The following is a 16,888-nucleotide window of genomic DNA, read 5'->3' on the forward strand; positions in this document are numbered from 1 at the left end:
CCGCCTCGGGCGGTGTGCGAGGTACATCGGCGGGCACCGTGCCCGGCCATGAAGGCGGAGAGGGTAAGCAGGCCTGCGGTGTGGGGATCGGAAGCGACGGACCCACGAAAGCTCCTTGGACAGGGAATTGGATGTCGGGTATGAGCGCCGAGCGGGGGAGACTCCGGCTACCAGGGGAGGCGCGGGGCGCGGTGCGAGGTCTCGTACGGGCGCACGGTCTCGTGCCGGGTCGTGACCACCTGCGGGGCGTGGCCGCGGAGGATCACCCGCTTCACGGCGCTGTCGAAGCCTCGGGAGAACATGTTGGTGATCTCGTACGCCGTGCCGTCGACGATCAGCCAGTCGCCGACCCGGATCTCGCGGGGGGAGGCCTCCCATACGTCACCCGGCGGCGCATTGCGTACCGTCCGTGTGAACAAGGGGTCGTGTGCCGGCTCCGGCTCGTAGTCCTCGAGTCCGGTCCAGTAGGCGTCAACTTCGTAGTCGGGCAGCGTCACGAGTGATCGGTCCTAGCGAGTGCGGGCGGGCGAGTGCTGCTGCCGGGAGCCGCGCAGGCAGGCTGTCCGGCGATCAACAGGTTGAGATGCGGCTTGAGCTCGGGCGGGAGCTGGAGCAGGTGTCGGCCGCCTTCCTGGCGGACCTCCTGCCAGCCCCACGTCCCTGTGATGTGCGCCGCCAGCCGGTCATCCGGGATGCTGCAGCGCAGCCATACCGGTGGCTGAGGATTGCGGGCGAAGTGGTCGGCGAGCCAGAGCGAGACCAGGCGTCCCGCCTGCCGGTGGTCCGGGTCGGTATAGAGCAGGAACAGGCTGACGCTGCGCTCCCGCCGCTCGGAGGCGCTCCAACCGGGACCCGGCGATGTGGGGTCCAGCTCCCACATCGCCACGAGTCCCTCGTCCTCGAACAGGCCGTACAGCGCCGGGGGGTCCCCGGTGCGCAGGGGCAGGATCAGGGCGTAGTCCCTTTCCTGGTCGACCGGCCGCCCGCAGTCGGCCTCGCGCGCCCAGCGCCGGGCCAGCAAGCTGCCTGCTCGCGGAAAGTCGGCGGGGGCCAGCGCCCGCACGCAGTAGGGAGCGGTCACCTCGTCGCCTCCCGGCCCGCGCCGCCAGCGGCCGCTTCCCGTGCCAGAGCGTCCTGGCCACTCCGCGGTGCAGGCGGATGGGGTGCGCGAGCGACGAAGGCGTACGAGCCGTACAGCGGTGCTCGGCCGCCAACGGCGTGGAGCCCTCCCAGAGGAACAGCGGTGATGCCGGGGGTGTCCACGTCCCAGCTGTGGACCAGGGCGAGCAACTGCTGCAGGCTCCGGGGCCGGTAGAGGATGCCCGCCTTCCGGTAGAGCCCGGCGAGGGCGGGGGTGGACTCGGGGTGGCTGTCGGCGGCCGCGTGGACGACGGACAGTACGCTGCCTGCAGGCAGCCAGTTCCGCAGAGTCTCCAGCAGGTGCTGGGCCTTCCCGTCGCTGATCCAGGGCAGGGCCTCGTGCAGCAGCACGGCGATCGGTCGTGCGCGGTCCAGACGCGCGATGGCCGGTTGGTCGAGCAGGTGAGCTGTCCGGGTGATGTCGGCGTGGAGGTCCTGCTCCCGAGGAGTCTCCGAGATCCAGGTTCGGACGTGAGCCTGAACCATCGGGTCTCGGTCGACGTAGACGACGGTGGACTCCGGTCGGTGGCGCTGGGCCGCGTCGCGCGTGTTGCGTCCGTGGCGCTGCGGCAGTCCGCAGCCCAGGTCAAGGAACTGGGTGATTCCCTGTGCGGCGAGGCGCGCGACGGTCTCCTGGCCGTGGTTGCGGGCCGCAGCCGCGGCGCGGTCCAGCCAGGGCGCTGCCGTGAGCAGGAGCCGGCCCAGAGCGCGGTCGGCCGAGTAGTTGTCCGTGCCGCCGGTGATGAAGTCGCACACCCGCGCCACGGACGGTGTGGACAGGTCGAGCTTCGGTAACTCGGGCTCGCACTCCGATGTGGGCGTGTGTACCGAGGAGGCCTGCACAGGCAGGTCGGCCGACGGTACATGGTCCGGCAGGAAGGGCTCCACGGCCACGGTCTCGCTCGGTCCGGTGGTGTCGTGGTTCGTCAGCAGGTAGGCGCTGACGACCTTCCCCTTCCCATCGGGTCTGGGGGAGGCACTCCAGTAGGCGGACAACTGCGTGACGATGGACAGTCCGCGGCCGTCCTCCGCCAGGGCGCCGGAGAGGGTGACCCTCGGGAGCGGGGGTGAAGGATCGGGGTCTGCGACCTGGGTGATCAACGCTTCCCCGGGGACCAGGGTGAGAGCGACCATGCATCCGCTCGCTGAGGAGTCCGGCGTGGCGTGAGTGACGGCATTGGTGACCAGCTCACTGCAGACCAGCGTGGCGGAGCCCTCCAGGTCTGGACGGCCCCACCGGGCCAGCTGGTCCGCGACGAAGTCCCGTGCCGTCTTTACGGATTCGGGGCGGCTGGGCAGCGTCATACAGGCCGAGAGGGCGGTGGGGGAGGCCAATGCCTCGAGCAGGTCGCCGCGCGTGATCTGGTGGGAGTTCATCGCTTCACCTCATTCCTCGTACGCGGTCGTGGACGCTCCTGCGGAGCGTTCTTGTGGAGGAAGCCGATGGCCGAACTGCGGCCAGGAACGTGGCCCTTGGGGCTACCGTTACGCTCAGCGAACCGCGATTCACCCGGCGTGGGTATCCCAAGGAGGGCGCGGTACCGCGTAAAGCGCGTAAAGATCGTTTCGTGGACGGGAGCTTCCGGTGCCGCGTGAGCGCAACACCTTGCTGGAGGGTGTGCTGCACCAACTGAGCTGGTCGCAGGCCACCACCGCCCGGCACCTGCAGCGCGTGGCAGCCGAGGTCGGTGCCGACGAACTGAATGCGGTGTCGGCCTCGCACGTCAACCAGTGGGTCCGCGGATCGCACCCGGCGCCGCCGGCGACCCGTATCTTGTGCGAAGCGCTGTCGCGAGGGCTGAACAGCCGAGGGATCCACCGGGTCGTCACGGCTGCCGACATCGGGCTCAAGGACCCCGACGAGCAGGCAGGTTCGGCTCCACGGGACAGCGACCCAATCGCACAGCTTGTCGATCTCGGGGGGACCGACTTGGATCTGGAGCGCCGCCGCACCCTCAAGGGTGCAGCCTTCTCCCTCGCGGGGATGTTCCTGCCGTCTGATCGCTGGTGGCAGGACACGGTTACTACAGCTCGGGCACGGAAGCCGTCGGCCGGATGGCAGGTCGGCCCGGACGACGTGGCCGCAGTCCGGGAAATGACACAACTGCTCTCCCAGCGCGAACAGCGCCGCGGTGGCGCAGACGGCCGGTCCGCCCTCGTCGCCTATCTCCGCACCGACGTCGCCAGTTACCTCGACGGCCGATTCCCCGACCAGCACACGCGGCAGGAGATGTTCACCGCCGCCGGTGAACTGGCATACCTAGCAGGCTGGACGGCGTTCGACTCCTCCGAGCACGCGCTCGCCCAGAAGTGGCTCGACGTGGCCCTGCGGCTGTCGGCTGAAGCCGACGACGCGCCTCTGGCAGGCCACATCCTCCGCGCCCAGGCCCACCAGACCCTCGACCTCGGCCACCCCGCCCAGGCACTCCGACTGGCCGAGACCTCCGTCGCCCACCGCCGATACACGGATGCGAGCCCGCGCGAACGCTCTCTCCTCGGGGTCGTTCACGCACGCAGCCTGGCGGCTGCCGGCCACAAGCAGCAGGCCATTGCCGCCCTGCTGCGCGCTGAGGACGACTTGCGCCAAGCTGAGCGCGGAGACGACGAGCCCGCCCGGGTTTTCTTCTTCTCCGAGGCATCCCTCGCCCACGAGACGGCCCGCACCCTGCAGGTCCTCGGAGACCTCCGTGGAGCCGAGCGCGAGTTTGAGCGCAGCGTCCGCACCCGCCGAGCCCAGCCCTTCGCCCGCACCCACGCGGTCACCCTCGGCCTCCTGGGCGCGGTGCAGATACAGCGGGGAGCTGCCGACGCGGCCTGTGCCACCTGGTCCCAGGCCCTGGACACCATGCAGGGAGTCCAGTCCGGCCGGGCCCTGGACACCGTGATCCAGATGCGCCGGTCCCTGTCTCCCTACCGCGGCCGCGGAGGTACGGCGCTGGCGCAACTGGACGACCGGGCCCGGGCAGTGATCGGCCGGGTACGCTGACCGCGCCATCACAGCATTGGCCCGCACCGGGGCGGCCCCCGGGTCGGGCTGGAGTCGCAGGGGAGGATTGTGTGAAGGACCCGATCACTCTGGAAGCCATCGCCCATGTCGTCGGCGGTCACGAGAAGCCCGCCGACGACTACCAGGGCGGAGTCGAATCGATCATCCGCCTCCGCGCGGACTTGCCGCTGGACACCTTGCAGGGCCTCGACGAGTTCTCCCACCTGGTCGTCACCTGGCGCTTCCACCTGGGCTCCGACGCCGACCTCCACCTTGGAGCCCGCAGCCCTCGGAACAACCCGGACTGGGAGCCCACCGGCACCTTCGTGCACCGAAACCACAGACGCCCCAACCGCATGGCGACGTCGTTTCCCCGGCTCCTCAAGGTCGACGGCAGGGACCTGCACGTCACCGACCTCGATGCCGTAAACGGAACCCCCATCTACGACCTCGGACCGTACTTTGAGCAGATGGGGCCCCGCGGCCCCGTGACCGCCCCGGCCTGGCCGGCAGTGATGCTGGAGAACTACTGGGAACCCGCTGCCAAACGACCTGAGTAGCACCTGACACCGGGGTGGGTTGAAGGGGCTACGCACGGGTGTGGGGACCAGTGCCAGGTACATGTACCGGGGCGGTGTAATGCGAGGCGCGCAGGCTGAGCTGCGGGCCAGTTATCCAGCGCGCTGGATGGTGCCCACGTTGGCTCCGGGTTCGGGGCCGGCTGTCAGAGTGAGGTGCCAGCCGTCTGCCGTCCGACGATGATCGGAGACATACAGGGCGGGCAGCGTGCGCTGAACCCGCCCGATCGGGACCTTCTGACCGAAGATCTCGATTTCGTAGTTCGGGTGATTCTGGCGAAGCCGGATTGGGCGCTGTGTCGTGAGCAGGCCCCGGATGAACTCGGTGTCATCCGCCTGAATCGTCGCCGAGGAGACCACTTCGTCGACCGATCCACCTACGAGCAGCGTGTGGGCCTCGCCTATCGCGAGCAGGTCCTCTTTGCTCGGGTCCATGGGGACCACCAAGGTGGTCACTGCCAAGTGCTCGATCGCGACGAGCTGCTCGAGAACTCGCAGAACTGGTACAGCACCGTCCTCGCGCGGGGTGATGCGGAAGGGCGCGGGGTCGTTCACGGGGTGCCCTGCGAGCGTCATCTGTAGACACGCGCCTGGCCCCGCATGAGAAGCGAAGCGGACGACGTCCAGCCACTGTGCAGGGCGTAGGGCTGCGGGGACCTTCATGTCGATCTTGAGTGAAGATTCCCGCGTCGTGCGATCCATCCGGAGCTGGCAGGTGACAGCCCCCGTCGGATCGGTCCCCGTGAGCGTGCCTCCGTGAGTGCCGGAACGGATGGACGTCATGTGCAGCCCGAGCGCAGCCAGACGCCTACCTGCCGGGTCCGTAACGATCAGCTGGGCTGGCAGGTCCCGGGGCTCGGGGTTCGCCTCGATCCGGACGCGGTCGGATCCCTGAGGCGGCAGGAGTGAGGCGGGGCCGGACAACTGCACGAAACGCGCGGGCAGGTCGATGGCATCCCCATAGCGTCGGCACCGCTCGAAGTCAGAGGCTGCACGTTCGCCCTCCGGGGTGTCGGGATCGGTGACGCTGAGCGCGATGTGGAGGGGCTGGTCGCGATCCGCTCCCGGGTACGCGGGCAGCACTTCGATACCGGTGTGCGATCCCGGGCCAGCGGTGATGCGGAAGGTGTAATGCGGGTCCAGCTCGGACAGGCGGCCACACAGCTGCTGTAGCCGACCGGCCGCGTCAGCGGCGGTATTGATGGGGGAGATGTTGTTCCGCGCGATCTCTTGAAGCAGATGCCCCAGCTCCGCGTGATGGTCCGCGAAGTAGAACCGGCGCACCGCCGGGCGCTCGACGAGCCGGGCCTTGATCCAGGTAGCGCCACGCCAGGAGAGCGGGAACGCGAATCGGTCCTGGAGGCTGGCGAACCACCTCTCCTCGGCAGGGTTGAGGTCGATCGGCACAACGACGTCCCAGCTAACGGGGTTCAGCAGCGCCGCCCGGCCCAGGGAGCTTTCGACCTTGCTCCGGCGCCCCTTCGTCATGCGGCCGGTGAAGGACTTCATCTCGAAGACGTGGAGCCCCTGGGCGTCCGTGAGCTGGGCGTCCCTGCCGCCGTCGCCACCCGATCCATCGACACGCAGCAGCTCGGGGTGCATGCAGCTGAGCAGGACGGCGATGGCCTGTTCGTAGGCCCCCGGATCACTCGGCCACTGCACGTCGCCCATGCCTGTCACCCTCCACGCCGCTACGAGCCGATCTGGATGACCTCTGACAGTAGCGTGGGCCGCTGACACAGCTCCCGGAGCTGTGAACGGCCTACTGGTCGAACGGCGGACCGGCGGGGATCGGCTTGTGCAGCGTGGCCGTGCTCACGGATCTGGGGACCACTTGGGGACCACACGGGACGCGCGATGCTGCGCTCGGGGTCAAGGTCGCGTGGTAGTCGCAGCCACGTCGGAACGGCATGGCTGGACGCGACGGACCTGCCGGGGCTGCCGGGCCTGCCTCTGGGAATCATCCCAGCCCGCGCTCGCCTCTGGGTCCGCCAAGGAGTCGGCTTTTCGATCTTCGGCGGCAGCAGGGTCGAGGTCGAGGGACACCGGGGCTGAGACGATGACTGATCAGAGACAAGTAGGCGGCCTTCACAAGGAGTTCGGGCTCCTCCAGCCTCCGCCGTCTACGACCAAGCTGCCCGAGACCTGATCACGTCCGCATTGGCGATAGCCCCAGACCCGGAGGGCCCGCGCCTGCTGTGGCCTACCGCCAGGGTGCCTGGGCGCGCTGGTGCTGTCGTTGTGCGGAGACGGCGTCTGCGCGTGCCATGGACAGGAGGTGGGGGAGCCGCCCGGCTGCGTTGGTATTCCACCAGCAGTGGGCCTCGGGCGAGAACGCGGCCTTGGGGACGTTGTCGATGGCCTCTTGGTAGACGGCTGGTGAGTCGTGCCACTCGGTATCGTCGACCATCCGCAGGGAGCGGCGCGAGAGACCGTCGAGGAGGGTGAAGAGCCGGGGGAGGGCGGTCAGGCGGTGTCGGCTGTGGCCGGTGTCGCGGACACCGCCTGGGTATTGGGCCCAGAGGAGGTATTGGGCCGGCCAGGGCAGGTCGATCGCCTCGCGACCGTCGTAAGCCACGACCACCGGATCGGTCATGGAAGCAGCGATGCCGGTCACCAATCCTCTTCCCGTATCGTGCAGTTGATCGACCAGCTTGGTCACCCACGGTTCATCCTGTAGATCGCGCTTGATTTCGCGCTCCAAGGTGTCGTGGGCACGGGCCCATCGTGCCGCGATGGGAGAAGAGTGATCGTGCTGCTCGTCAGGGGCGAGATGCATGAGGGCCTTGAGCCACCTCTCGCACCACCGGTCGAATCCGTACTGGTAGTCATATCGTGCCGTGCCCGCAGAGGGATCCTTCAGCTCCTGTGCGGTCAGGGATTCCTCGCAGATCTCTTCCCAGGTCTCCTGCCAGGGGAGCCGGAACTTCCCAGGCCGGCGGCGACGGAAGTCGGAGTCGAGCAGCGCGCCCGTCCCGATCAGGAGCAGCTCTTCCTCGGCCTTCCCGCCGCGGTAAGCGTCGGCATGGCGTTCAGCCAACCGATCCCGGGCGCTGCTCAGTGCCGCGAGCGGCTTACGCAGCAGACGGTGGGCGTCCTTCGGGTCGCCCGATCCCGGTCCGTGCATTCCAAATGCGAGCACGTGACAGTACGCCTCTAGGTCGTGCCGCGCCTCAAGCCGACCGGCCAGCGTGCCTAGTTCTTCCACGTGAGATCAGACGACGGGCCTGCGCGTAGTAGTCGGGAAACGGGTTGGGGCAACGCCGACAGCCTCCGGGCTCCGGAACGTCGGCCATGCTGCCGCGGTCGGGTACGCGCAGGCTGACGCCGGCCCGCTGTGGAGGCACTCGGAACGCCCCGCACGCCGCAGACAGGTGGAGCACCGAGCCGGTCGCTCCTTGCCACAGCGGTACGTCCATGCCAGCCAGAGGGCCGAGTGGAACGTCGCGTGCCGTGGGAAGAAGGGGTACCTCGTCGGGTGCTGCAACGTTCGCGGACACGCTCGTGAGCTCCTGCCTTGGGATGCCGAATGTGTGCCGTACCAGCCTGTCGTACGCCCGAGGGCTACGGCGGGACTTTCGCCGATCGAGTGAGGGGAGGACTGCACACCGATTACCAGCCAGCCTGCGCCGCCTGTTGCATGACCGTGTCCGTTGGCGACCAGGATCGGCATCGGTGGCACCGCGGTGCCTGCACGACACATCATGTGAGCCGCGAGCGCGGCGCCGGCAGTCGTGGTTTCAGGCTGCCAGACCGAGGTCCAAGACCCTGGCTGCCTGCGTGAGCGTCCCGGGCATGAGATGGCGGTAGATCTTGAACGTGATGTCGATGCTCTTGTGCCCCATCCATTCGGCGACGTCGGTGATGGGGATGCCGTGACTGAGGCAGTTCGAGGCGAAGAAGTGGCGGAGGCTGTAGATGACCACACCGTCAGGGATGGCGAGTTCCTGCGCCTTCTTGAGCCGCTGCCATTGGTTTTGCAGGAGATACGGCTGGAACGGTCGGGTGGTGTCCTCGGGGTGCCGAAGGAGGTAGCCATCGGTCGTGCCGTGCTTGTCGGCGTACCACTCGATGGCGTCCTTGATGCGCGAAGGAAGCGGGACATCGCGGTACTCGCCGGGCTTTCGGTGTTTGAGCGGACCGTACGTCTTGGTCGTCTGGTTGACCTGTTCAGTGACCCTGTAGACGTCATCGGCCACGATGTTGCGGATGTTGACCGCGGCGGCCTCGCCGTTGCGCATGCCGCAGCCGCTCATCAGGCCGACGAGCAGTTGGAAGGAGTCGTCGCCGGCGGAGCGAATCGCTGCAAGCTGGCTCGGAGCCGGGATGATGCTACGACTCGGCGTGTACTGCGGAGGCTTGACACCTCGTAGCGGGTTCTCGTCGAAGATGCCCAGACGATGCGCATCAAGCAGGATGGAAGCGAGCTTGTCGAACGCGTTCGATTGTGTCGCCACGCCGATGCCGGCAGTCTCCATATTGCGTACGAAGTCCTCGACCACCTTGTGGTCGAAGGTGTTCATACGTCGGCTTCTGAGGGTTGGCAGGAGGTGGTTCTCTAGCAAGGAGTCGACCTGCCTGGCTGAAGACTCGGCCAGATGACGCTGCCCTGATCGCCACTCGGCAACGTACTCGCTGAATGGCATGCGTCCATATCTCTCGATGCGCTCGGCTTTCGCCTGGCTATGGGGTTTGCTTCTCTTTGTGTCGTAGACCTCGGTGAGCCTTCCGATGGCCTTCTCTTGAGTCCCGAATCCAGATTCCTGAATCTGGCGTCCGGATGGTCCTCGGAATCGAATCTTGTAGTCATGCGGACACTTCGACCACCTGGCCTGTGGGTGATCGCACGACTTGAAGAACGTTCCCATCCCGCGAGCCAGGTTCCTCGATGCCACCTTTTGATCTACCTCCGTTGTGAGGGTGCGCTTCCAGCAGCGGGTTTGGTTACGCCGCACGGCGCAACTTCTGCTGCTCGATCCATGTCTGGACCTCGGAGGCCTTGAATTGGATCTTCGCGTTGCGGCCTGTGCCGAACTTGTAGGGCGTCAGGCCCGATCGCGCGGCCTCTCGGTAGACCCAGACCAGCGACATGTTGAGGTGCTCTGCAAGTTCCTTCGTGGTCATGAACTGCGCTGGCATGGTGCCCCTTCCGTCGGCTAGGACTTCGTGAGATCCATGGTGCGGAGAATCCCCGGTTTGGCTGACCGGGGATCATCGGCTATGTACGAAGGATCAGCCGTCGGATTGCAGTAGCGTCGTCTGGCTGAACGGGGTGTCCAAGCAGTTGGCGGGAGACTTGGTTGCTCCCCTGAACCGTTCTGCACCTGCGCCGTGAGCTCTCGGCGGTCGGTGCGTGCGTCACGCGGCCAGACCGGTGTTGAGGAGTCTGGCGGCTGTGCTGATCGAGCCGGGCATGAGATGTCGGTAGATCTTGAAGGTGATGTCGATGTTGTTGTGGCCCATCCACTCGGCGACGTCGGTGATGGGGATGTTGTGCCTGAGGCAGTTCGAGGCGAAGAAGTGGCGGAGACCGTAGATGACCATGCCATCGGGTATCTCGAGCTCCCCCCGTCTCTTGAGCCGCTGCCACTGGTTCTGCAGGAGGTACGGCTGGAAGGGCCGGCCGGAATCCTGTGGGTGACGCAGGAGGTAGCCGTCGGTGGTGCCGTGCTTGTCGGCGTACCACTCGATGGCGTCCTTGGTCCGCTGGGGAAGCGGGACGTCGCGGTACTCGCCGACCTTGCGATGCTTGAGGCGGTCGTACGTCTTAGTCGTCTGGTTGACCTGCTCGGTGACCCGGTAGACGTCATCGGCCACGATGTTGTGGATGTTGACCGCGGCGGCCTCGCCGTTACGCATGCCGCAGCCGCTCATGAGATCCACTACGAGCCGGAAGGGTTCGTCTCCCGCTCCGCGCAGGGCCTGGAGCTGGGCAGGGGAGGGGATGACGGCACGCTTGGGGTCGTACTGCGGCGGCTTGACGCCCAGGAGTGGGTTGTCGTCGAAGAGCCCCAACCGATGTGCGTCGAGGAGTATCGATTTCAGCTTGTCGTAGGCGTTCGACTGGGCTGCGAGGCCCACGCCGTTGCGCTCCATCGTCCGGATGAAGCCATCCACCACCTTGTGGTCGAACGTGCTCATCCGACGGGTCGCAAGGGCCGGGAAGATGTGGTGCTGGAGGAGCGAGTCAAGGTGGCTGAGCGACGCTGCAGCCAGGTGACGCTGGCCGGCCTTCCACTCGGCGGTGTACTCCCGGAACCGCATCTGACCGTACTTCTCGATACGCTCGCTCTTCGCATGCCTCTTCGGGGCGGCCTTCTTCGCTTTGTAGACACTGGTCAGCCGCTCGATGGCCGCGTCCCGCGTCAGGAAGCCCGACTCCTCGACCTGGTTACCGCCGGAGCCCCGGTAGCGGACCTTGTAGAAGTGCGGGCACTTCGACCAACGGGACGGCGCATGCTCGCAGTCCTTGTAGAAGCTGCCCATACCGCGTGCCAGTGTCGTGGCTGCCATAGGCCCGGACCCCTCGGATACCGATGCTGACGGTTTGCTGACCTTCAGCTATCCGAGGCCCAATTGACCTGCGAAAACGTTGTTGTGCCGCGCTTTGTTCTGGAACTGGATCGGACGGTCCCAAGAGGATATCGCGGGCTTCCGCGAGGACTGGATGAACGGGAGTCGCTACGGCGAGGTGAAGGGCTACGAAGGCGCTCCGATTCCAGCTCCGGAACTTCCCCCAATTCGGTTGAAGCCCAGGGGAAGGGTGCGCTGAACAGCGCTGACGTAATCCAGCCTGCGGGCTGCACAAAGCGGCTCGCGTGAATGCTGAACGGGCCGGGTTGTCCTTCAGGCGAGTGACTCGTCGTCGGTGACGCGTTCGGCGCTATGACCCGACAGGCTCGGCACCCGCCTGGAGTGGGTCCCCGTCTCCGAGGAGCCCGTTGAGGGGAGGTCCCGCAGCGTAGCCCCGTGCCCCACTCGAGCCATTCAGCGCCGAGTTCCGGCGTTGCCTGTGCCCTTGCCTGTCTTCGTGTCCGTGCGCCGGCGTTCGCGCTTGCCCACGTCCGGTCGCGAAGTACTCAGGAGGACGGAAGCCGTTGGGGAACGGGTGGACTGGATCGAGGCCGGCGATCGGTCCCCCATACGGTTTCGGCCCACGCAGCCCGGCCGCTGTGGTGAGGTACTGGCCGAGCGTCCTTGACCGCCTGTTTCATTCGGCGATCTCTGTCCGTTCCCACCACTCGTAGACCGCCAGTGGTCCCTCCGGGCCGTCCTGGTACCGCGACGTGTTCTTGAAATGCTCGTACCCGCCGCGGTGTGGAATCTTCAGGTCCTGTCCGGGATCGGAGATCGAAACGAGCCGCTCGGGCAGATCGTCCGGGCCGCCCTCAAGTACTGCCTTGGTCGCCATGCGTCCAGTCTTCCCAATCGCAGGCCCGCTCGCATTGCGAGGTCGGCACCCGCGTCGCTCAGCATCACCGGCAGCGCCCCGCCCCGACGCGGTGACGGAGCAGGGCCGGCTTGTGGGCGCGGGGTACGCAATATGGTTGAGGGGCCGACCGAACGGCAGGGAGCGGGCAGGGTCACATGCCCCAGCGCCGAGCATCGGTCTGGAACCTGGTCCTCACCTGGGAGCGGAGGGATCGGGCCACGTCCAGGTCGAAGGGCTCGGTGCTGGGGGTGAGCATCGCCGCGGCGGCTGCGGCCACCCCCAGCGCGGAGGCGCTGACGGGATCCTCTCCGGCGGCCAGCTCTGTGATGAGGGCGGCGACCATGCTGTCACCCGCCCCGGCGTCGCTCAGGGGCTCGCCGGGCAGCGGCGGCGCGTGGAGCTCGGTGTGGCCGTGGCCGGTCGAGCACAGCGCGCCCAGTTCTCCGAGGGTGGTGACGGCGATCTCGGCGGCCCCCGTGGTGAGCAGGTGCTCGTTGAGGGCCCGGGCGTCGTCGAAGCCGCGGACCGGCCGGCCGGTCAGGCTCTCGGCCTCTGTGCGGTTGCACCTGAACAGGAACACGCCCTGCGCGAGTGCTCCGCGAAGCGCCGGCCCGGAGGTGTCCAGGACCATTCGGGATCCGGCTTCCCTGATGCGGCGGGCGGCGACCGCGTAGAAGTCGTCGGGCAGGCCGCCGGGCAGGCTGCCGCTGGCCACGACGTACGGGCAGTTGCCGACGGCCTGCACCAGTGCATCCAGGGCTCGCCGTCCCTCGTGGTCGTGCAGGTGCGGGCCGGGCGGCACGATGTGGTAGCCGCGGTTGGATTCGGCCTCGAACAGCACGAGTGCTTCGCGGGTGTCATCGTCGATGTCGACGGCGACGTGGTCGACGCCCTCTTCGTCCAGCAGCCGGTTCAGGCGCAGGCCGACCTCGCCTCCGGCGGTGTGGACGGCGGTGGCTCGTCCTCCGAGCCGCACGACATGACGGGCGACGTTGATGCCTCCGCCCCCGGCGGTCACCGACCTGACCCGGGCACGGTTCTTGCCGGTGACCTCCAGGTGCCCGACCTCCCAGCAGAGATCGACCGCAGGATTCATCGTCAAGGTGAGGATCGACGGCTTGGACGCGCTCTCCGATCCCCCTGCGCCGTCGGTACCCCTGGCTGTGGTGGGTTCCGGCGTCGCGGCCGTCCTCATCGCGGTACCCAGGCGATCGCGCTGACCCTTTCCCGGCGAGCCGCCCTCTGGGCACGGCCCCGCGGGCCTGGCGATGCCCGCTGTTCTCTCGCACATATTCACGGAGGCCGTTTCCCGCCACGTGCCGTGACTGCTTGCGCCTTGGGAACGGTGACCGTGAGCGCACCGTCGGCCGGACCCGTACCGACGTCGTCGCTCGTCACCGCCGAGGCGAGCACGGCCTGGTACCCGCATCGGCTGGAGCGCCGGGTGCCGCGCCCGTGGCGCGCAGAACTGGTGCGTGCGCCGAGGAACGCGTCCGGCTCCACCGGGCCACCGGTCCGGCGCCGCGCGGGAAGCGTCATCGCATTCACCTCCGTGGACAGCGACACGTCCGGCCCGACTTCCATACTGAAACAGCCTGACGTCACCTGCATGCCGGGCCACGGCTGGGGCTGTTCCTCGGCACGCCGGGGCAGGAACGTGCGGCCTTGGCCATCTCGTCGTCCAGCTCGGACGGAGCCAGCGTGACATCGGCCTTCCTGGAACGCTTTTGCACTGGAGAACGAACGGTCGAGGCGGGACGCAGGCCGACGCCTGCCCGTCGCGGAGGAACGCGGGACTGCCTTTGGGCGGTACATCCAGGCAGATGAACCGCGAAAGACGTGCCCCAACCGTTCCCTCCGAAGCGGTCAACAGCGGCGAGATGGGTGTACGGGCGGAAGGGAGGATCGTGATTCTCCCGGCTCGCCTCTGGCGAGGAACTACTGTCGCGATGAGAACTCGGTGGTCAGGCGTGCTCGTCCGACGGCTGTTGGTCAGGCTGGGCCGACCAGCTTGCCGGCTCGTCGTCGCCTGAGTCCTCGTCGCGCTCCGCGTCGGCGGCTGTGGCGTGGATCTTGCCCGACGCGTGGTGGACCGGTGCGTATACGGCGTAGAGCTGCAGGGTCTCGTCACCGATGTTGGTGACGTTGTGCCAAGTGCCGGCGGGTACGAAGATCGCCCAACCGTCCTCGACCTCCTGGTCGAAGTCGAGTCGATCCTTCGCGCGGCCCATCTGGACGCGACCCCGGCCTGCGTCGAGTCGTAGGAATTGGTCAGTCTCCGGGTGTGCTTCCAAGCCGATGTCCTCACCCACCGGGATCGACATGAGGGTCAACTGAAGATACTTCCCGGACCAGGCGACGGCGCGATAGTTCGTGTTCTCAAGCGTCGCCTTCTCAAGGTCGAAGCTTTGAGGTTCCGGCCCGATGTCCTTGATGGTCATCTTCTCTCCCGGTCAACGAAGGCGGTCCGCGGTCGCGGTCTTGGTCAGCGCACGTCGACATTCTCAGAGCCCTGGGCGTTTCTGGCCCCAAGTACGCGAGCTGCTACCGCACAAGCAACCGGGTGTGACCCGTTACCGCATTCCGCGTACTCCAGCACAATCCGCGACTCCTGAATCAGAGCCTGCGTCGTTGCACGACAACGGACCCAGGCCCCCCGGCACAGCCTGCTTAAGGCATCGATTATCGGGTCCTCGGGCTGGTGTGGAACAGGACTCCTACCCGCCAGGATGACACTTTGCGTGATGTTTCGCGCCATTGGTGTCACCTGGTGTGGTGGGCGAGTGACACCGGGGTGCGGGTGGCCGGGTCGGCGTGCACGCCGTGCGCGCACCACCCACGATTGGGTGACCTCCGGTCCGAGCGGAACGCCCCCGCCTACCTCTACTCGGCGTCCGAGCTGCTCGACCGAGCTGCGGATCTCCTCGCGGAATCGGCGACACTCGTGCGCGACAACGAGCGCCGCCGGCGCGTGTTCGGCACCCGGATTCACCGTGCTGCGGTCCGGGTGAGGCGGGTTCCTCATGGGGTTGCCGCCGCAAAGGACGCCAGTCGCCCCAGCGCGACCTCCGCTTCCGTCCCCATGGGCCGGGCGCGGATGTCACCTCCGGTGCGGCGCCCGTGCGGCCCGCGAGGCCGGGGCCATGGCGGAGTGTCGGTGCCTCGCGCGTCTTCCGGATGAGTGTCAGGCGAGAGCCAGGAAGAGCTTTTCGAGTTCTTCCTCGGTCATGGGCGCCTGGCTCTCATCGGCGTTGCTCATGCACTGGCGCATGCCGCTGGCGACGATTTTGAATCCGGCACGGTCGAGTGCCTTGGAGACGGCGGCGAGCTGGGTCACGACGTCCTTGCAGTCTCGCCCGGCTTCGATCATGGCGATGACACCGGCGAGCTGCCCCTGGGCGCGGCGCAGTCGGTTGAGGACTGAGCTGACCGCGTTGTCGTCGACCTTCACCGAGTACCTCCTGATGGATGGGCTGTCCGTACCCATGGTACCCCAGGGGGTATTCATCTCCGGGGTCAGTGATCGAGGAGGGCTGCCAGTGTGGCCTCGAGGTCGCCATGCCGCGGACGGTTGTGGGGGAGTTTGGCGAGGGCGGCTGCCATGCCGCAGGTGTTGGCGAGGGCGGAGAAGGCCAGTCCGCCGGCGACGGCGGCGGAGATGAGCTGGAAGGCGGGGTGGAGCAGGCCGAGTCCGAGGCCCGCGAGGACAAGAGCGCCGGCGGTCAGGCGGACCTGGCGTTCCATGCCCCACGCAGTGCGCGAGCCTTGCTCGGGGCGGTGGAGGTCATGGCCCGCGGCGGCCCAGGCGCCGGTGCCCCCGGCAAGGGTCGCGGTGTCGATGCCGTGCTCGGCGAGCGTCTTGCGTGCGCTGTCGGAGCGGGCTCCGGAGGCGCAGACCACGAGGATGTCGCCGCGGTCGGCGGCGTGGTGGATGGCGGGGAGGGCACGTGCGATCTGATCGAGGGGGACGTTCAGGGCGCCGGGCAGGTGACCTGTGGCGTATTCGCCGGGCGTGCGGACGTCGAGGACGGTGAGCTCGTGCAGGCGGGTGAGGGCCTGTTCGGAGCTGAGGGCGTGGGGGGTGCTCATGGGGGACTGTCTCTCCTGCTGGGTGTTGGCGGCGTCCGGGTGCGGATACCGGGCGAGCTGTGGGAGGTGGCCGTAGGGGCGGCGGACCCGCTGTCAGCGGATCGCGTCGGTGAGCATGAAGGCCGCAAGGGCCAGCAGCACGACAGTGAAGATGCGTTGCAGGGCGGGGCCCTTGATCGCGGCGGACAGGCGCTTTCCGTCCCAGGCGGCGAGGATCGCCGCCCCGGTGAAGGGCGCGACGACTGCCCAGTCCAGAGGCCCCGCGCCGCCGGTACGGACGGTGAGAGCGGCGAGCGAGTTGACGGTGATGACGAGCAGGCTGGTCCCGATGGCCGCCCGCATCCTCAACCCCAGCACTCCGACCAGAGCGGGGACGGCGAGGAATCCGCCGCCGACCCCCAGGAATCCGGTGACCGCCCCCAGGCTCGCGCCGGCTCCGGCGGCCCGGACCGGGCGGACCGGGCGGACCTCGTTCTCGGGTGCGGGGGACTTGAGCATGCGCAGGGCCGCGAGACCTGCGACGGCTGCGAACGCGGCCGTGAGCAACTCCCCGGGCAGTCGTGCGGCGAGGGCGGCTGCCGCCATGGCGGGAGGGATGCCGGCGGCCGCGAAGAGGGCGCCGGTTCTCCAGCGGACGTTGCCGGAGGTGGCGTGGGTGTAGAG

17 protein-coding genes and 1 pseudogene are annotated in these 16,888 nt (G+C 67.8%); 3 read left to right on the forward strand and 15 right to left on the reverse strand.

Translation table 11 applies throughout. The annotated features are described in order from the left end of the window. Window positions 1-167: 167 nt before the first annotated feature. From ACWGIU_RS00475 to ACWGIU_RS00485, 3 genes are read right to left on the reverse strand one after another with little or no spacing between them, the layout of a single operon-like run. Window positions 168-497, reverse strand: coding sequence for a hypothetical protein (locus tag ACWGIU_RS00475; RefSeq protein WP_453701489.1), 330 nt, complete (start codon window positions 495-497; stop codon window positions 168-170). Next, window positions 494-1,081: a hypothetical protein gene (locus ACWGIU_RS00480; protein ID WP_453701490.1), complete on the reverse strand. Its 588-nt coding sequence runs from the start codon at window positions 1,079-1,081 to the stop codon at window positions 494-496. The genes ACWGIU_RS00475 and ACWGIU_RS00480 overlap by 4 nt, the downstream gene beginning before the upstream one ends. After that, a complete protein-coding gene (locus ACWGIU_RS00485; RefSeq protein WP_453701491.1) occupies window positions 1,078-2,517 on the reverse strand; it encodes an SAM-dependent methyltransferase in 1,440 nt (479 codons plus the stop codon). Before ACWGIU_RS00485 ends, ACWGIU_RS00480 begins: the two co-directional genes overlap by 4 nt. 208 nt (window positions 2,518-2,725) lie before the next feature. On the opposite strand from ACWGIU_RS00485, the gene ACWGIU_RS00490 reads away from it, so the two are divergent. Both ACWGIU_RS00490 and ACWGIU_RS00495 read left to right on the forward strand, forming a co-directional pair. Next, window positions 2,726-4,126, forward strand: coding sequence for a Tat pathway signal protein (locus tag ACWGIU_RS00490; protein ID WP_453701492.1), 1,401 nt, complete (start codon window positions 2,726-2,728; stop codon window positions 4,124-4,126). A 71-nt stretch (window positions 4,127-4,197) separates the two neighbouring features. Next, on the forward strand, window positions 4,198-4,686 hold the full coding sequence (locus tag ACWGIU_RS00495) for a TrmO family methyltransferase domain-containing protein (RefSeq protein ID WP_453701493.1): 489 nt from the start codon (window positions 4,198-4,200) through the stop codon (window positions 4,684-4,686). Window positions 4,687-4,797: 111 nt separating this feature from the next. On the opposite strand, the gene ACWGIU_RS00500 is transcribed toward ACWGIU_RS00495, so the two are convergent. The 5 genes from ACWGIU_RS00500 to ACWGIU_RS00520 all read right to left on the reverse strand — a co-directional run bounded on the left by ACWGIU_RS00500 (window position 4,798) and on the right by ACWGIU_RS00520 (window position 11,217). After that, window positions 4,798-6,375, reverse strand: a complete 1,578-nt coding sequence (locus tag ACWGIU_RS00500; protein WP_453701494.1) for a hypothetical protein — start codon at window positions 6,373-6,375, stop codon at window positions 4,798-4,800. Window positions 6,376-6,907: 532 nt separating this feature from the next. After that, complete coding sequence (locus ACWGIU_RS00505; RefSeq protein WP_453701495.1) at window positions 6,908-7,846, reverse strand: hypothetical protein; 939 nt, start codon at window positions 7,844-7,846, stop codon at window positions 6,908-6,910. Between the two features lie 598 nt (window positions 7,847-8,444). Then, a complete protein-coding gene (locus tag ACWGIU_RS00510; RefSeq protein WP_453701496.1) occupies window positions 8,445-9,227 on the reverse strand; it encodes a tyrosine-type recombinase/integrase in 783 nt (260 codons plus the stop codon). Between the two features lie 421 nt (window positions 9,228-9,648). Beyond that, window positions 9,649-9,828: a helix-turn-helix domain-containing protein gene (locus ACWGIU_RS00515; protein ID WP_453701497.1), complete on the reverse strand. Its 180-nt coding sequence runs from the start codon at window positions 9,826-9,828 to the stop codon at window positions 9,649-9,651. 234 nt (window positions 9,829-10,062) lie between these two features. After that, entirely contained in the window at window positions 10,063-11,217 is a 1,155-nt protein-coding gene (locus ACWGIU_RS00520) for a tyrosine-type recombinase/integrase (RefSeq protein WP_453701498.1), read from the reverse strand. A gap of 94 nt (window positions 11,218-11,311) precedes the next feature. Here ACWGIU_RS00520 and ACWGIU_RS00525 point away from each other — a divergent pair. After that, a pseudogene (locus ACWGIU_RS00525) lies at window positions 11,312-11,476 on the forward strand (pirin family protein); the annotation flags it as partial. Window positions 11,477-11,914: 438 nt separating this feature from the next. On the opposite strand, the gene ACWGIU_RS00530 reads toward ACWGIU_RS00525, so the two are convergent. From ACWGIU_RS00530 to ACWGIU_RS00560, 7 genes are all read right to left on the reverse strand, one after another. After that, the gene (locus ACWGIU_RS00530; RefSeq protein ID WP_453701499.1) at window positions 11,915-12,115 is read right to left on the reverse strand and encodes a DUF5988 family protein; all 201 of its coding nucleotides are present in this window, start codon (window positions 12,113-12,115) and stop codon (window positions 11,915-11,917) included. Window positions 12,116-12,287: 172 nt separating this feature from the next. Continuing rightward, window positions 12,288-13,238: a 1-phosphofructokinase family hexose kinase gene (locus tag ACWGIU_RS00535; protein ID WP_453701500.1), complete on the reverse strand. Its 951-nt coding sequence runs from the start codon at window positions 13,236-13,238 to the stop codon at window positions 12,288-12,290. A gap of 191 nt (window positions 13,239-13,429) precedes the next feature. After that, window positions 13,430-13,675 (reverse strand): hypothetical protein, encoded by a 246-nt coding sequence (locus ACWGIU_RS00540; RefSeq protein ID WP_453701501.1) that lies wholly within the window; start codon window positions 13,673-13,675, stop codon window positions 13,430-13,432. 425 nt (window positions 13,676-14,100) lie between these two features. Further along, on the reverse strand, window positions 14,101-14,577 hold the full coding sequence (locus ACWGIU_RS00545; RefSeq protein WP_453701502.1) for a cupin domain-containing protein: 477 nt from the start codon (window positions 14,575-14,577) through the stop codon (window positions 14,101-14,103). Window positions 14,578-15,320: 743 nt separating this feature from the next. Beyond that, window positions 15,321-15,587 carry a metal-sensitive transcriptional regulator gene (locus ACWGIU_RS00550; RefSeq protein ID WP_453701503.1) on the reverse strand — a complete coding sequence of 89 codons (267 nt, stop codon included), beginning with the start codon at window positions 15,585-15,587 and terminating at the stop codon, window positions 15,321-15,323. Between the two features lie 65 nt (window positions 15,588-15,652). Then, window positions 15,653-16,225 carry a rhodanese-like domain-containing protein gene (locus ACWGIU_RS00555; protein ID WP_453701504.1) on the reverse strand — a complete coding sequence of 191 codons (573 nt, stop codon included), beginning with the start codon at window positions 16,223-16,225 and terminating at the stop codon, window positions 15,653-15,655. A gap of 93 nt (window positions 16,226-16,318) precedes the next feature. Beyond that, a partial coding sequence (locus tag ACWGIU_RS00560; RefSeq protein ID WP_453701505.1) for a TSUP family transporter occupies window positions 16,319-16,888 on the reverse strand: 570 nt, incomplete at its 5' end.

This window comes from Streptomyces sp. NPDC054840, assembly GCF_053611065.1.

Excerpts from the sequence above, each read along its gene's own strand:
- ACWGIU_RS00485 (WP_453701491.1), bottom strand. The coding sequence starts at position 2,517 with ATGAACTCCCACCAGATCACGCGCGGCGACCTGCTCGAGGCATTGGCC.
- ACWGIU_RS00500 (WP_453701494.1), bottom strand. The coding sequence starts at position 6,375 with ATGGGCGACGTGCAGTGGCCGAGTGATCCGGGGGCCTACGAACAGGCC.
- ACWGIU_RS00510 (WP_453701496.1), bottom strand. The coding sequence starts at position 9,227 with ATGAACACCTTCGACCACAAGGTGGTCGAGGACTTCGTACGCAATATG.
- ACWGIU_RS00515 (WP_453701497.1), bottom strand. The coding sequence starts at position 9,828 with ATGACCACGAAGGAACTTGCAGAGCACCTCAACATGTCGCTGGTCTGG.
- ACWGIU_RS00520 (WP_453701498.1), bottom strand. The coding sequence starts at position 11,217 with ATGGCAGCCACGACACTGGCACGCGGTATGGGCAGCTTCTACAAGGAC.
- ACWGIU_RS00530 (WP_453701499.1), bottom strand. The coding sequence starts at position 12,115 with ATGGCGACCAAGGCAGTACTTGAGGGCGGCCCGGACGATCTGCCCGAG.
- ACWGIU_RS00540 (WP_453701501.1), bottom strand. The coding sequence starts at position 13,675 with ATGACGCTTCCCGCGCGGCGCCGGACCGGTGGCCCGGTGGAGCCGGAC.
- ACWGIU_RS00545 (WP_453701502.1), bottom strand. The coding sequence starts at position 14,577 with ATGACCATCAAGGACATCGGGCCGGAACCTCAAAGCTTCGACCTTGAG.
- ACWGIU_RS00555 (WP_453701504.1), bottom strand. The coding sequence starts at position 16,225 with ATGAGCACCCCCCACGCCCTCAGCTCCGAACAGGCCCTCACCCGCCTG.